Source organism: Paraburkholderia sp. RAU2J, assembly GCF_003634845.1.
GTDB lineage: Bacteria > Pseudomonadota > Gammaproteobacteria > Burkholderiales > Burkholderiaceae > Paraburkholderia > Paraburkholderia fynbosensis.
In genome coordinates this window covers 649,819-663,163 of sequence record NZ_RBXG01000001.1, presented here as the reverse complement: position 1 = coordinate 663,163, position 13,345 = coordinate 649,819, and the positions used below count along the sequence as shown (strand labels likewise).

The window sequence follows — 13,345 nt, the reverse complement described above, 5'->3', positions numbered from 1 at the left end:
ATGCAAAAACATTCTCTGATTGCAGTGGCGGTCGCGTTGTTCGCCGCGGGTTGCACGATGGCGCCGCATTATCAGCGCCCCGAAGCGCCCGTAACGGCAACCTTCCCGACCGGCGGCGTGTACGACGCGCAACCGGGAGCGACCCAGCCCGGGGCCGTCAGCGCGCGCAGCGCCAACGGCCAGGCTGCCGCCGACATCGGCTGGCGCGAGTTCTTCGTCGATCCGCGTATGCAGCGGTTGATCGAGATCGCGCTGAAGAACAACCGCGATCTGCGCGTGTCGGTGCTGAACATGCAGGCGTCGCAGGCGCAGTACCGCATCGTGCGCGCGGGTCTGTTCCCGACGCTCGACGCGGCGGCTTCCGGCTCCCGTTCGCGTACGCCGCGCGACCTGTCGTTCACCGACCAGCTGATTTCCTCGTCGTATTCGGTGGGTCTGAACGCGTCGTGGGAAATCGACTTCTTCGGGCGCATTCAGAGCCTGAAGGATCAGGCGTTGGCGACCTACCTCGGTACGGCTCAGGCGCGCAAGGCCGCGGAAATCGCGCTGGTCTCGCAGGTGGCGAACCAGTACCTGACGGTGCTCGAACTGGATGACCTGCTGAAGGTCACGCAGGACACGCTGAAGACGGCGCAGGATTCGTACCGGATCACCAAGCTGCAGTTCGACAACGGCACGGGTTCGGAACTCGATCTGCGTCAGGCGCAGACGGTGGTCGAGACGGCGAGCGCGAACTTGCAGGCGCAGGCGCGCTTGCGGGCTCAGGCTGAGAACGCGCTCGTGCTGCTGCTGGGCGAGCCGTTGCCGTCCGACCTGCCGCCGGGGCTCAAACTGGACGACCAGAATCTCCTCACGGATATTCCGGCGGGCCTGCCTTCCGACTTGCTGACGCGGCGTCCCGACATCATGGAGGCCGAGGAGAACCTGCTCGCGGCCAACGCCAACATCGGCGCGGCGCGTGCGGCATTCTTCCCGCAGGTCACGTTGACCGGCAGCGTCGGCACACTGAGCCCAACGCTGGGTGGTCTGTTCAAGCCGGGTTCGGCGGCGTGGAGCTTTGCACCGTCGATCACGGTGCCGATTTTCGAGGGTGGCGAACTCAAGGCGAGCCTCGACGTTGCCAACATCCAGAAGAACGTCCAGATCGCCACGTACGAAAAGGCGATCCAGACGGCCTTCCGCGAAGTGGCGGACGGGCTCGCGGCGCGCGGCACGTACGATCAGCAGATCCAGGCGCTCGAACGCAATACCTTTGCCGAACAACGCCGGCTGGATCTGTCGAACCTGCGCTATACGAATGGCGTCGACAGCTATCTGGCGGTCCTGACCGCGCAGACCGATCTGTATTCGTCGCAGCAGTCGCTGATCACGGCGCGCATGGAACGTCTGCAGAACCTCGTGACGTTGTACGAATCGCTCGGCGGCGGCTGGATCGAGCATACCGGCGAGCAGCCGCGTCCGGCAGATGCGCCGGTCGACTACGGCGCGGCCAGTGCGCCGGTGGCGGCTTCGGCACCGAGCGCGGGTTGAGTTTCGCGCCAGTGTCTGTGTGGGACGGGTTCTGATTCAAGGAGCCGTCTTACGCAGCGGGCTCAAACAAAAACGCCACGGCAATGCCGTGGCGTTTTTGTTTCCGCGGCCTTCGCGGCCGCGACCCTCATCGTTTCAATCGGCGATGGTCAGTGCAAATCCACCGTGCGCAGCATCTCGTCGCCATGTGGCTCCGCACCGCCGCGTCCATCGAAGTCATGACCCGCCCGGCGAATCTCGCACTGCGCCTTCTTCTCGCTCTTCACGCCGTTGAAGATCAGGTTCAGCACCACCGCCGACACCGACGCCAGCAGAATCCCGCTATGCAAGAGCGGCGACAGCGCCGGCGGCAGCTTCGAGAAGAAGTGCGGCGACACCACCGGCACCAGTCCCAGACCGATACTCACCGCAACGATGAACAGGTTGTGATGGTTCTTCACGAAGTCGACTTTCGACAGTACCTTGATGCCGTTCGCCGCGACCATGCCGAACATCACGATGCCCGCGCCGCCGAGCACGAACGCCGGCACCGAGGCGACCACCTGCGCCATCTTCGGGAACAGGCCGAGCAGCACCAGGATCACGCCGCCCATCGCGCAGACGAAGCGGCTCTTCACACCGGTCACGCCGATCAGCCCGACGTTTTGCGAAAACGAGGTATGCGGAAACGAGTTGAAGATGCCACCGATCAGCGTGCCCAGGCCGTCGACGCGCAGGCCGCGCACCAGCGTCTTCTGATCGACCGGACGATCGACCATGTCGCCGACCGCGAGGAACATGCCGGTCGATTCGATGAAGGTGACGAACATCACCGTGACCATCGTCGCGATCGACAGTGGATCGAAGTGCGGCAGGCCGAAGTGGAACGGCATGACGAAGCCGACCCACGGCGCGAGCGTGACGCCTTCCATGTTGACGCGGCCGAGTGCCAGCGCGATCACGAAGCCCGCGACGATGCCGAGCAGCACCGAGATGTTCGCGAGGAAGCCGCGCGCGAATTTGTTGATCAGCAGGATCAGCATCAGCACGACCAGCGACAGCCCGAGGTAGACCGGGTTGCCGTAGTCGGGATTGCCCACGCCGCCGGCTGCCCAGTTGATGCCGACTTCCATCAGCGACAGGCCGATCACCGAGATCACCACGCCGATCACCACCGGCGGGAAAAAGCGCAGCAGCTTGCCGACCGCGGGCGCGAGCAGGATGCCGACCACGCCGGCCGCGATCGTCGAGCCGAAGATGTCGAGGATGCCGAGCGACGGGTTGGTGCCGATCGCGACCATCGGACCGACGGCCGCGAACGTGCAGCCCATGATGACCGGCAGACGGATGCCGAAGATCCAGAGCCCGAGCGTCTGGATCAGCGTGGCGATGCCGCACGAAAACAGATCGGCGCTGATGAGGAAGGCAATCTGGTCCTTCGGCAGCTTGAGCGCCGCGCCGATGATCAAGGGCACCGCGACGGCGCCTGCGTACATCACCAGAACGTGCTGAATGCCGAGGGTGAGCAACTGGCCTGCGGGCAGTCGCTCGTCGCACGGGTGAACCGTGTTCGGTTGCATATCGTCTGTCTCCACCATCTGTTTTGGGATGGCTCCAAGGTATCGGGGACGAAAAGGTGCAACAAGACCACTGGGACCTATTCCGGCATTCCCGGTGACGATATGCGGGCGCGTCGTTTGAAAGCTGAATTAAAGGTGCGCGCACGGCCGATCGGCGGTGAGCCCTTGGCAGCGGCGCTGCGAAGCCGCTCGCCGCGCGTGCCCGGCGCACCGGGATATATGTGAGAATCAATGAGGTGTATCGCATCTGGCGCATAGTCCTGTTTTCATGCGGCTCGCGGCGTGGCGGGGTTAACCCGCGAATGGCGAATTTCGGCATGCGTTCTGATGCGAGCGCTCGTGTGCGCATCGGGGCGCGTTTCAGCGTGAACGTTGGCGCGCTTCGCGCATGCTCGATGTCGCTTCTCCATGCACCCGATGCGTACCCATCTCCCCACCCATTTGACGACCCATCGCCTATGAGTTTTCTCGGCATCGACCTCGGCACCGGTTCCCTTAAAGCGGCAATCGTCGACGAACACGGTCGCGAGCAGGCGGTGGCGAGCGTCGCTTACGCGCTCGACACACCGCACGCGGGTTGGGCTGAAACGCCGGTGCAGACATGGTGGCGCGCGCTCTGCGAAGCGATGGCGCGCTTGCCCGAAGGCTTGCGCCACGAGGTGCAGGCGATCGGCTTTTCCGGGCAGATGCACGGCGTCGTGCTGATCGACGCGGCGGGCGAAGCCGTGCGCCCCGCGATGCTCTGGCCCGACACGCGCGCGCTGGACCTGCTCGATGCGTGGCCCGAGCCGCAGCCGAATCCGGTCGCTCCGGGCATGGCCGGCCCGTTGCTGCGCTGGATCGTGCTGCACGAACCGGAGGTCGCGCGCCGCACGCGTTGGGCGCTGCAACCGAAGGACTGGCTGCGCGTCGCACTCGGCGGCGCGGTGGCGACCGACCCATCCGACGCGTGCGCGACCGCGCTCGCCGATTCCGCCGGCGTGTGGGACGCGGCCCTGCTCGAACGCCTGCGGATTCCGCGCGAGTGGTTCGCACCACTGGCGCCGTCGTATGCGGCGGGGGGCGTGCTGTCGACGCGCGCGGCGCACGCGCTTGGTCTGCGCGCCGGCATCGTGCTCGCAACCGGCGCCGCGGATACGCCCTGCGCGGCGCTCGGCAGCGGACTCGCGCACGACGGCGACGCGTTGCTCACCACCGGCACCGGCGGACAGATCGTTGTGCTCGCTGCGCATGAGCCTGCGGCGGTGAAGGGCTTGCACCGCTATCGGGCGGCGAGCGATCACTGGTACCGGATGGCGGCGATGCAAAACGTCGGCATCGCACTGGAGCGGGCGCGCGGATGGCTGTCGTATGAATGGGCCGATGCTTATCTTGACGCATTCGGCGATGCATTCGGCGATGCATTCGGCGACGAAGCGGGCAAGATTGCCAACGACCCCGCCAACCTGACCTTCCTGCCTTACCTCACAGGCGAGCGCACCCCATGGCTCAACCCGCAGGCGCGCGGCGGCTGGCTCGGTCTCGCGCTCGATCACACGCGCGGCGCGATGATGCGAGCCGCGTTCGAAGGCGTCGCGTTCTCGCTGCGCGCAGGGCTCGACGCAATTCGTGCGAGCGGCGCCACGGTGACGGCCTTGAAGCTCGCCGGCGGCGGTTCCGTCGACGCGCGTTGGCGCCAGTTGCTCGCCGACGCGCTGAACGTCGAACTGCATGCGGTCGATTGCCCGAATGCCGCGCCGCGTGGCGCGGCCATGCTCGGCGGCCTCGCGAGCGGCCATTGGCGCGCGGACGATCTGGCCGCGCTCGCGCCGGGCACGACGCGCGTCGCGGGGCCGCAAGGCGATGCCGCGCTCGAAGCACGCTATGCGCGCTTTCTCGATCTGTATGGCCGCGTCGAGACATGGTTCGGCGTCGGCGGCACGACGCCGCGCTAGCCGCAGCAATGTCCGGGCAGGACAATGCGATGACGCGCTTTGCAATACCATGACGCTTTTCGCGCGCTAAGCTGCATCCCGCCCTGCGCTGTCGGCCGCCATCGCGTCGGCGTCGGCCAGCGGCGTCGCCACGCATCACGTGTAGCAAGCGCAACGCAACATCCGCGGATCACCCGCGCGCCGCGACGTAACGAACCGCGACGCGCGTCGCATTCACAGACTCACAGGAGCATTGACGATGAAGACCAAAGCAGCAATCGCATGGAAAGCCGGCGCCCCGTTGACGATCGAGGAAGTCGATCTGGAAGGGCCGCGCGCCGGTGAAGTCCTGATCGAAGTGAAGGCGACGGGCATCTGCCACACCGACTACTACACGCTGTCCGGCGCCGATCCGGAAGGCATCTTCCCGGCGATTCTCGGCCACGAAGGCGCGGGCGTGATCGTCGATACCGGTCCGGGCGTCGGCACGCTGAAGAAGGGCGACCACGTGATTCCGCTGTACACGCCGGAATGCCGTCAGTGCAAGTTCTGCCTCTCGCGCAAGACCAACCTGTGTCAGGCGATCCGCTCGACGCAAGGCAAGGGCTTGATGCCGGACGCCACGTCGCGTTTCTCGCTCGACGGCAAGCCGCTCTTTCACTACATGGGCACGTCCACGTTCTCGAACTACATCGTCGTGCCGGAAATCGCGGTCGCGAAGGTGCGTGAGGACGCGCCGTTCGACAAGATCTGCTACATCGGCTGCGGTGTGACGACCGGCGTCGGCGCCGTGGTGTATTCGGCGAAGGTCGAAGCGGGCGCGAACGTGGTCGTGTTCGGTCTCGGCGGCATCGGCCTGAACGTGATTCAAGGCGCGAAGATGGTCGGCGCGGACAAGATCATCGGCGTCGATATCAACCCGGGGCGCGTCGAGCTGGCGAAGAAGTTCGGCATGACCCACTTCATCAACCCGAACGAAGTCGAGAACGTCGTCGATCACATCGTGCAGCTCACCGACGGTGGCGCGGACTATTCGTTCGAATGCATCGGTAACACGAAGGTGATGCGCCAGGCGCTAGAGTGCACGCACAAGGGCTGGGGCCAGTCGTTCATCATCGGCGTGGCGGCGGCAGGCGAGGAGATCAGCACGCGTCCGTTCCAGCTGGTGACGGGCCGCGAATGGAAGGGCTCAGCCTTCGGCGGCGCGCGCGGGCGCACCGACGTGCCGAAGATCGTCGACTGGTACATGGAAGGCAAGATCAATATCGACGACCTCATCACGCACCGTCTGCCGCTCGAACGCATCAACGAGGGCTTCGACCTGATGAAGAAGGGCGAGTCGATCCGCTCGGTGGTGCTGTACTAAACGAGGAGCGTCGCGATGCTTGAACTATTGTCGTCGCATGCATGCCATGGGGGCGAGCAGCGTTTTTATCGGCACGACTCGCACACCATCGGTTTGCCGATGCGCTTCTCGGTCTATCTGCCGCCGCAGGCTCTGCAGGCCAACGCGAAGGTGCCCGCGCTGTTCTATCTCGCGGGTCTGACCTGCACGGAAGAAACGTTTCCGATCAAGGCCGGCGCGCAGCGCTTCGCCGCCCAGCACGGCATCGCGCTGATCTCGCCGGACACCAGTCCGCGCGGCGCGGGCGCACCGGGCGAAAGCGCGGCGTGGGACTTCGGCGTGGGCGCGGGCTTTTACGTCGACGCGACGCAGGAGCCGTGGGCGAAGCACTACCGGATGTACTCGTACGTGCGCGACGAGCTGCGCGACACGGTGCTCGCGAATCTGCCGGTGGATGGCGCGCGCCTCGGCGTGTTCGGGCATTCGATGGGCGGTCACGGTGCGTTGACGCTGGCGCTGCGCAATCCGCAGATCTATCAGTCGGTGTCCGCGTTCGCGCCGATTGCCGCGCCGATGCGCTGCCCGTGGGGCGAGAAGGCGTTCAGCGGCTATCTGGGCGAAGACCGCGAAGCGTGGAAGCAGTACGACGCGAGCGAGCTGGTGGCGCACGCGTCGCGCAAGTTCGCGCAAGGGATTCTGGTCGATCAGGGTCTCGCGGATCAGTTTCTCGCCGAGCAGTTGAATCCGGATGTGTTCGAGGCCGCTTGCCAAACGGCAGGGCAGCCGTTGACACTGCGCCGTCATGCGGGCTATGACCACGGCTACTACTTCATCTCGACGTTCATCGAGGATCATCTCGCGCATCACGCCAAGGTGTTGCTCGGGTGAGGTCGTCGTAGTTCGAGAGGGCGATGGCGGCGGCATGCAGATGTGCTGTCGCCATCGGCCAGGCGCGGCGCGCAAGCGGCCGATGATCCGCTCACTGACTCAACGCCGCGTCAACAAACTTCCGCCATACACCAGCGCCGACAGCGCGGTGATCCAGAAGCTCGTCGGCCAATCGGTATAGAACGCCAGTGTCAGACCCAGCCACGCCTGCAGCAACGCGAACACGGCGGCCAGCACGACTCCGGTCGACAGCCGCGTCGTCATGTTCTGCGCCGCGGCGGCCGGGCCGACCATCAGCGTGAACACCAGCAGCACGCCGACGATCTGCGTGCACGCCGCCACGGCCAGCGCGGCGATCGCGAGAAACAACACCGACACCAGACGCAGCGACACGCCCTTGGCCTCAGCCAGTTCCGGCTGCAACGACGCGAACAGCAGCGGTCGCATGATCGCCGCGAGCGCCGCCAGGCTGACGATGCCCAACGCCGCGAGCACCGCGAGCGTCGACGTGTTCACGCCGAGCACGTTGCCGAACAGCAGCGCGGTGACCTGCGTCGCATACGCGGTGAAGAAGTGCAGGAACAACAGGCCGAAGCCGAGCGATAGCGACAGGATCACGCCGATCGCGACGTCGCGCCCGGCAAGCCGCTCGCCGAGCGCGCCCATGCCGACGCCCGCCGCGAGTGTGAAGCCGATCATCCCCCAGATCGGCGAGATGCCGATCAGCACCGCGCCGGTCGCGCCGGTGAAACCGACGTGCGAGAGCGCATGGCCGGCGAAGGTCTGTCCGCGCATCACCAGAAAATAGCCCACCACGCCGGCCAGCACCGCGACGATCCCCGACGCCGCGAATGCGTTCACCATGAAATCGTATTCAAACATCGTGCGTGTGTCCGTCGCGTGAGTCGTGCTGGTGGGCGTGGCCGTGCGAGTGCGGGCGCGAGTGCGAGTGCGAGTGGCCGTGGCCGCCGTCCTCGTCGTGTTCGTGCTCGTGATCGTGTTTCTCGACTTCGACGTCGCCCGACATCACGAAGATGCGGCCATTCACGCGCATCACGTCGATCGGCGAGCCATACAGGCGCGACAGCACCGGCCGAGTGATCACTTCGTCGACGGTACCGAGCGCCGCCACGCCGCTGCCGAGATACAGCACGCGGTCCAGCGAGTTCAGCAGCGGATTCAGCTCATGCGCGGAAAACAGCACGGCGATGCCGAGTTCGCGCTGCACGCTGCGCACCAGTTCGACCACGCTCTTCTGATGATGCGGATCGAGGCTGATCAGCGGTTCGTCGAGCAGCAGCAGTTTCGGGTTGCCGAGCAGGCATTGCGCGAGCAGCAGCCGCTGACGCTCGCCGCCCGACAGTTCCGACAACGGCCGCTCGGCCAGCGTGCGGCCGCCGACCAGATCGAGCACGCGCTCGACGTCGGCGCGAGTTTTCGCATCCGCATGCGGCAAGCCCCAGCGGTGGCCGTCGGCGGCCATCGCGACGAAATCGCGGCCGCGCACGCGCCGGCCGGCGAGCGCGCTGCGCGTCTGCGGCATATAGCCGATCGACGCATTGCCGCGCTCGACCGGCTGCCCCAGCACGCGGATCGCGCCTTGCGCCGCGGGCACGAGGCCGAGCACGGCGCGCATCAGCGTGGTTTTGCCCGCGCCGTTCGGCCCGAGCACACCGATGAATTCGCCCTGGTTCACCACGAAGCCGGTGTCGCGCAAGATCGTGCGGTCGCCGAGTTCGAGGGTCACGCGGTCGAGTTCGAGCACGGGCGTGGTGCGGGGGGCGCTTGCGGCTGCGCTGGCCGCCAGGCTGCCCGATGGGCTGCCTGAAGTGTTGGCTGGCGCGTTGCGGCCAGTCGAGGTCATTGGGTATTTCCTTTGGCGTCGGAGCTTGCCGATTTCGCCGCCTTCGCATTGTTCGCACCGCTCGCACCGTTCGTGTCGCCCGCGGCCAGCGCCGCGCTGAGCGCGTCGAGCTGCGTGAGCATCCACGTCTGATAGGTCTTACCGGCCGGCAGCGTTTCAGTGACGCTCATGGTCGGCACCTGCGATTGCTGCGCGAGCTTCAACATGCGTCGGGTCAGCGCCTCGGTTGCCTGGCTGTTATAGATCAGAACGCGTACGCGCTTCTCGCGCAGATCGCGTTCGAACGCGGCGATATCGGCCGCGCTGGCTTCGGTGTCGTTCATGACGGCGAGTTGGAAGCGCTGATTGCGCATGGTCAGCCCCACCGCGTCCGACATGTAGCCGAACACCGGCTCGGTCGCCGTGACCGGCACGCCCGCATAGCGGCCATGCAGTTCGGCGACCTTGGCGTCGATCGGCTTGAGCGAAGCGAGAAACTTCGCGAGGTTCGCATCGTACGCCGACTTGTGCGCCGGGTCAGCCGCGACGAGCGCGTCGTTCACCGCGCGCGCCACTTTCGGCATGGTCGCCGGGTCGTACCAGAGGTGCGGATTATCGCCGCCCTTCTTGCCAGTGAGGTCGGCGGCGACGATCGTGGTGCGCTTTGCGCCTTGCGAGGCAGCGAGCAGTTTCGCCATCCACGGATCGTAGTCGGCGCCGTTGTAGACCACAAGGCTCGCATGTTGCAACGCGCGCGCGGTCGTCGGACTCGCTTCGAACAGATGCGGGTCCTGGTCCGGATTGCTGAGGATGCTTGTCACGGCGACGCGATCGCCGCCCAGCTGCTGCACCACGTCGCCATAAAAATTCTCCGCGGCGACGACCGGGATTTTCGCGTCGGCGGCCAACGCGCCGTGGCCGAATGCAAACGCCGCCGTGCCTGCGGCCAGGTACTTCGAGAGCTTCAGCGCACGGCGCGCCCCGATCAACATTGAGCCGATTTTTTTCATCGTTGTTTCCTGCTGCGTGAGAGTTGAGTGGGTCACAAATTTGAGTGGGTCACAAATGCTGGGATGGGTTGTGGCCGCTGGCGGCTGGGGTGAGTTCGCCCACCGGGTCCTGCGCGGTTCGACGCGCCGCCTGTGCCATCGCGGCTTCATGCATGGCGGCTGTGATGCGTGGTTTCGAGTGGGCGTTCGTGTCCGGCGTCATGCACTGCCCCATACGCGCCTCGTACGGAAGCCTCATACCGAAGCCCCGGCAGGCCGCGCGGCGCGGGCGCACATGGCACACAGGCCGCTCAGCTCGATCACCTGCCGATGCACCTCGAAACCATGCGCCGGCGCGCTATGCGACAACTGATCGGCAAGATCGTCGCCGGGAATCTCGACGGTCGCGCCGCAGCCGTCGCACATCAGAAACTGGCTGCGGTGCGGCACGCCGATCTCACAGCAGGCGACGTAGGCGTTCTTCGATTCGATCCGGTGGACGAAGCCGTGCGCGAGCAGAAATTCGAGCGCGCGGTACACGGTCGTGGGCGGCATCCGCCCGCGCTGCGGCGCGAGCGCATCGAGCAGTTCGTACGCCCCGACCGGCCGCTCGCTGGCGACGATCGCCGCATACACCTGACGCCGCAGCGGCGTCAGCGCGAGTCCGTGCAACGCGGCGTGCGCTTGCGCATGCGCAAGCCGCACGGCATGGTGTTCTGCAATCGACGTGGCCATCGGCGTGGACCTCCCTGGCGGCAAAGGCTTCGAAATGAAGCAAGGTCGAAATGATATAACGTATCTCAAATTTTTGTCAGCGGCGTGCACGGAGTGTGGTTTGGCCAGCCATCGCTCGCCGCCATCGCGTGGCTAAGGGCGGCGCGCCGTGCGCCGGGCTCCTGTCGCGCTGCACCATCGAAATCTGGTCGAGCGCCTTGACATGGCCCGGTCCGTATCCGATCATTCGATCACTAACAGAGCAATTGTTCGCGCAATGAGCGTTCGCTCACTGCGCCTCAAAAAGCAGAACGAACCGGAGACATGCGGTGGCGGCACGATTGCAAGACAAGGTGGCCATTCTGACGGGCGCGGCCAGCGGCATCGGTGAAGCGGTGGCCCGGCGCTATCTGGACGAGGGCGCGCGCTGCGTGCTGGTCGACGTGAAGCCGGCCGACAGTTTCGGCGACGCGCTGCGCGCCGCCTACGGCGAGCGCGTGCTGAGCGTGAGCGCCGACGTCACCCGCCGCGACGACATCGACCGGATTCTCGCGAGCACGCTGGCGCGCTTCGGCCAGGTCGACATTCTGTTCAACAACGCGGCGCTCTTCGATATGCGCCCGATCCTCGATGAATCCTGGGACGTGTTCGACCGCCTCTTCGCGGTCAACGTGAAGGGTATGTTCTTCCTCATGCAAACCGTCGCGCGCCAGATGGTCGAGCAGGGCCGTGGCGGCAAGATCATCAACATGTCGTCGCAAGCCGGGCGGCGCGGCGAGGCGCTGGTGTCGCACTACTGCGCGACCAAGGCGGCGGTGTTGAGCTACACGCAATCCGCGGCGCTCGCGCTCGCGCCGCACCGGATCAACGTGAACGGCATCGCGCCGGGCGTCGTCGATACGCCGATGTGGAAGGAAGTCGACGCGCTCTTCGCCCGCTATGAAAACCGGCCGCTCGGCGAGAAGAAGCGGCTCGTCGGCGAAGCAGTGCCGCTCGGCCGCATGGGCGTGCCGGACGATCTCACCGGCGCCGCGCTATTTCTCGCCTCCGCGGACGCTGATTACATCACCGCGCAAACCCTGAACGTCGACGGCGGCAACTGGATGAGCTAGGCGAATGTGCCGGGCGCAGGCACTCCAAACCCGCGCGCGCCATCGCCATTTCCGTAAAACAAACGCAGCACCACATAACGTACGAGAAAGGAGACAACACATGAAGCCAGCATTCACATCCACGCTGAAGGCGGTCAGCGCCGGCGCGGCAGCATGCTTTGCGTTGAGCGCGTCGGCGGCCACGGTGACGATCGCGACGTTGAACAACCCGGACATGATCGAGCTGAAGAAGCTCTCGCCCGCGTTCGAAAAGGCGAACCCGGACATCAAGCTGAACTGGGTGATTCTCGAAGAAAACGTGCTGCGTCAGCGCGCCACGACCGACATCACCACCGGCAGCGGCCAGTTCGACGTAATGACGATCGGCGCCTATGAAACGCCGCAATGGGGCAAGCGCGGCTGGCTCACGCCGCTCACCAATCTGCCCGCCAGCTACGATCTGAACGACGTCGTGAAGACGGCCCGCGACGGCCTGTCGAGCGGCGGCCAGTTGTACGCGCTGCCGTTCTACGTCGAAAGCTCGATGACCTATTACCGCAAGGATCTGTTCGACAAGGCCGGCCTGAAAATGCCCGACCAGCCGACCTATGACCAGATCGCGCAATTCGCCGACAAGCTCACCGACAAAGCCAACGGCATCTACGGCATCTGCCTGCGCGGCAAAGCGGGTTGGGGCGAGAACATGGCGTATGGCACGACGGTGGCCAACACCTTCGGCGGCCGCTGGTTCGACGAGAAGTGGCACGCGCAGCTCACGTCGCCGGAATGGAAGAAGGCAATGACGTTCTACGTCGATCTGCTGAGGAAGGACGGCCCTCCGGGAGCCAGCTCGAACGGCTTCAACGAAAACCTCACGCTGATGTCGTCGGGCAAGTGCGCGATGTGGATCGACGCGACGGTCGCGGCCGGCATGCTCTACAACAAGCAGCAATCGCAGATCGCGGACAAGGTCGGTTTCGCCGCGGCGCCGATCGCGGTCACGCCGAAGGGTTCGCACTGGCTGTGGGCGTGGGCGCTGGCGATTCCGAAGTCGTCGAAGCAGCCCGACGCGGCGAAGAAGTTCATCACGTGGGCGACGTCGAAGGAATACATCGAACTGGTCGCGAAGGATGAAGGTTGGGCCTCTGTGCCGCCAGGAACGCGACAGTCAACCTATGCGCGCCCCGAGTACCAGAAGGCCGCACCGTTCGGCGGGTTCGTGCTGAAGGCGATCGAAACGGCGGACCCGGATCATCCGACGCTGAAACCCGTGCCGTACACGGGCGTGCAGTTCGTCGGGATTCCTGAGTTCCAGTCGTTCGGCACCGTGGTCGGTCAGAGCATCTCCGGTGCGATCGCCGGTCAGATGACGGTCGATCAGGCGCTGGCGGCGGGCAACGCCACCGCGGATCGCGCGGTGAAGCAGGCCGGCTATCAGAAGTAGCGTAACTCCGCCACTTCAGTGACGTGGCA

At 65.6% G+C, this 13,345-nt stretch carries 11 protein-coding genes; 6 read left to right on the top strand and 5 right to left on the bottom strand.

Features of this window, described 5'->3' with window-relative positions; all coding sequences use genetic code 11:
- Entirely contained in the window at positions 1-1,530 is a 1,530-nt protein-coding gene (locus tag B0G69_RS03045) for an efflux transporter outer membrane subunit (protein ID WP_121315596.1), read from the top strand.
- A 149-nt stretch (positions 1,531-1,679) separates the two neighbouring features.
- Here B0G69_RS03045 and B0G69_RS03040 read toward each other — a convergent pair whose 3' ends face one another.
- Positions 1,680-3,089 carry a nucleobase:cation symporter-2 family protein gene (locus B0G69_RS03040; protein WP_121315595.1) on the bottom strand — a complete coding sequence of 470 codons (1,410 nt, stop codon included), beginning with the start codon at positions 3,087-3,089 and terminating at the stop codon, positions 1,680-1,682.
- Positions 3,090-3,547: 458 nt separating this feature from the next.
- Between B0G69_RS03040 and B0G69_RS03030 the strand changes: the two genes are divergently transcribed.
- The 3 genes from B0G69_RS03030 to fghA all read left to right on the top strand — a co-directional run bounded on the left by B0G69_RS03030 (position 3,548) and on the right by fghA (position 7,235).
- Complete coding sequence (locus B0G69_RS03030) at positions 3,548-5,023, top strand: FGGY family carbohydrate kinase (RefSeq protein WP_121315594.1); 1,476 nt, start codon at positions 3,548-3,550, stop codon at positions 5,021-5,023.
- A gap of 238 nt (positions 5,024-5,261) precedes the next feature.
- Positions 5,262-6,368, top strand: a complete 1,107-nt coding sequence (locus B0G69_RS03025; RefSeq protein ID WP_020069206.1) for an S-(hydroxymethyl)glutathione dehydrogenase/class III alcohol dehydrogenase — start codon at positions 5,262-5,264, stop codon at positions 6,366-6,368.
- Between the two features lie 15 nt (positions 6,369-6,383).
- Positions 6,384-7,235 carry an S-formylglutathione hydrolase gene (gene fghA, locus B0G69_RS03020; protein WP_121315593.1) on the top strand — a complete coding sequence of 284 codons (852 nt, stop codon included), beginning with the start codon at positions 6,384-6,386 and terminating at the stop codon, positions 7,233-7,235.
- Between the two features lie 99 nt (positions 7,236-7,334).
- Here fghA and B0G69_RS03015 read toward each other — a convergent pair whose 3' ends face one another.
- From B0G69_RS03015 to B0G69_RS03000, 4 genes are all read right to left on the bottom strand, one after another.
- Positions 7,335-8,117, bottom strand: coding sequence for a metal ABC transporter permease (locus B0G69_RS03015; RefSeq protein ID WP_121315592.1), 783 nt, complete (start codon positions 8,115-8,117; stop codon positions 7,335-7,337).
- On the bottom strand, positions 8,110-9,099 hold the full coding sequence (locus B0G69_RS03010) for an ABC transporter ATP-binding protein (protein WP_199731135.1): 990 nt from the start codon (positions 9,097-9,099) through the stop codon (positions 8,110-8,112). The genes B0G69_RS03015 and B0G69_RS03010 overlap by 8 nt, the downstream gene beginning before the upstream one ends.
- Positions 9,096-10,088 (bottom strand): metal ABC transporter solute-binding protein, encoded by a 993-nt coding sequence (locus B0G69_RS03005; protein ID WP_121315591.1) that lies wholly within the window; start codon positions 10,086-10,088, stop codon positions 9,096-9,098. Before B0G69_RS03005 ends, B0G69_RS03010 begins: the two co-directional genes overlap by 4 nt.
- Positions 10,089-10,322: 234 nt before the next feature.
- On the bottom strand, positions 10,323-10,802 hold the full coding sequence (locus tag B0G69_RS03000) for a Fur family transcriptional regulator (protein WP_121315590.1): 480 nt from the start codon (positions 10,800-10,802) through the stop codon (positions 10,323-10,325).
- A gap of 308 nt (positions 10,803-11,110) precedes the next feature.
- On the opposite strand from B0G69_RS03000, the gene B0G69_RS02995 reads away from it, so the two are divergent.
- Positions 11,111-11,893 (top strand): L-iditol 2-dehydrogenase, encoded by a 783-nt coding sequence (locus B0G69_RS02995; protein WP_121315589.1) that lies wholly within the window; start codon positions 11,111-11,113, stop codon positions 11,891-11,893.
- Positions 11,894-11,993: 100 nt separating this feature from the next.
- Positions 11,994-13,316, top strand: a complete 1,323-nt coding sequence (locus tag B0G69_RS02990) for a sugar ABC transporter substrate-binding protein (protein WP_121315588.1) — start codon at positions 11,994-11,996, stop codon at positions 13,314-13,316.
- Positions 13,317-13,345 lie beyond the last annotated feature (29 nt).

Bases quoted from the DNA above. Each gene is read 5' to 3' on its own strand.
- fghA (WP_121315593.1), top strand. From the start codon at position 6,384: ATGCTTGAACTATTGTCGTCGCATGCATGCCATGGGGGCGAGCAGCGT.
- B0G69_RS03000 (WP_121315590.1), bottom strand. From the start codon at position 10,802: ATGGCCACGTCGATTGCAGAACACCATGCCGTGCGGCTTGCGCATGCG.
- B0G69_RS03045 (WP_121315596.1), top strand. From the start codon at position 1: ATGCAAAAACATTCTCTGATTGCAGTGGCGGTCGCGTTGTTCGCCGCG.
- B0G69_RS02990 (WP_121315588.1), top strand. From the start codon at position 11,994: ATGAAGCCAGCATTCACATCCACGCTGAAGGCGGTCAGCGCCGGCGCG.
- B0G69_RS03010 (WP_199731135.1), bottom strand. From the start codon at position 9,099: ATGACCTCGACTGGCCGCAACGCGCCAGCCAACACTTCAGGCAGCCCA.
- B0G69_RS03025 (WP_020069206.1), top strand. From the start codon at position 5,262: ATGAAGACCAAAGCAGCAATCGCATGGAAAGCCGGCGCCCCGTTGACG.
- B0G69_RS03005 (WP_121315591.1), bottom strand. From the start codon at position 10,088: ATGAAAAAAATCGGCTCAATGTTGATCGGGGCGCGCCGTGCGCTGAAG.
- B0G69_RS03015 (WP_121315592.1), bottom strand. From the start codon at position 8,117: ATGTTTGAATACGATTTCATGGTGAACGCATTCGCGGCGTCGGGGATC.
- B0G69_RS03040 (WP_121315595.1), bottom strand. From the start codon at position 3,089: ATGCAACCGAACACGGTTCACCCGTGCGACGAGCGACTGCCCGCAGGC.
- B0G69_RS03030 (WP_121315594.1), top strand. From the start codon at position 3,548: ATGAGTTTTCTCGGCATCGACCTCGGCACCGGTTCCCTTAAAGCGGCA.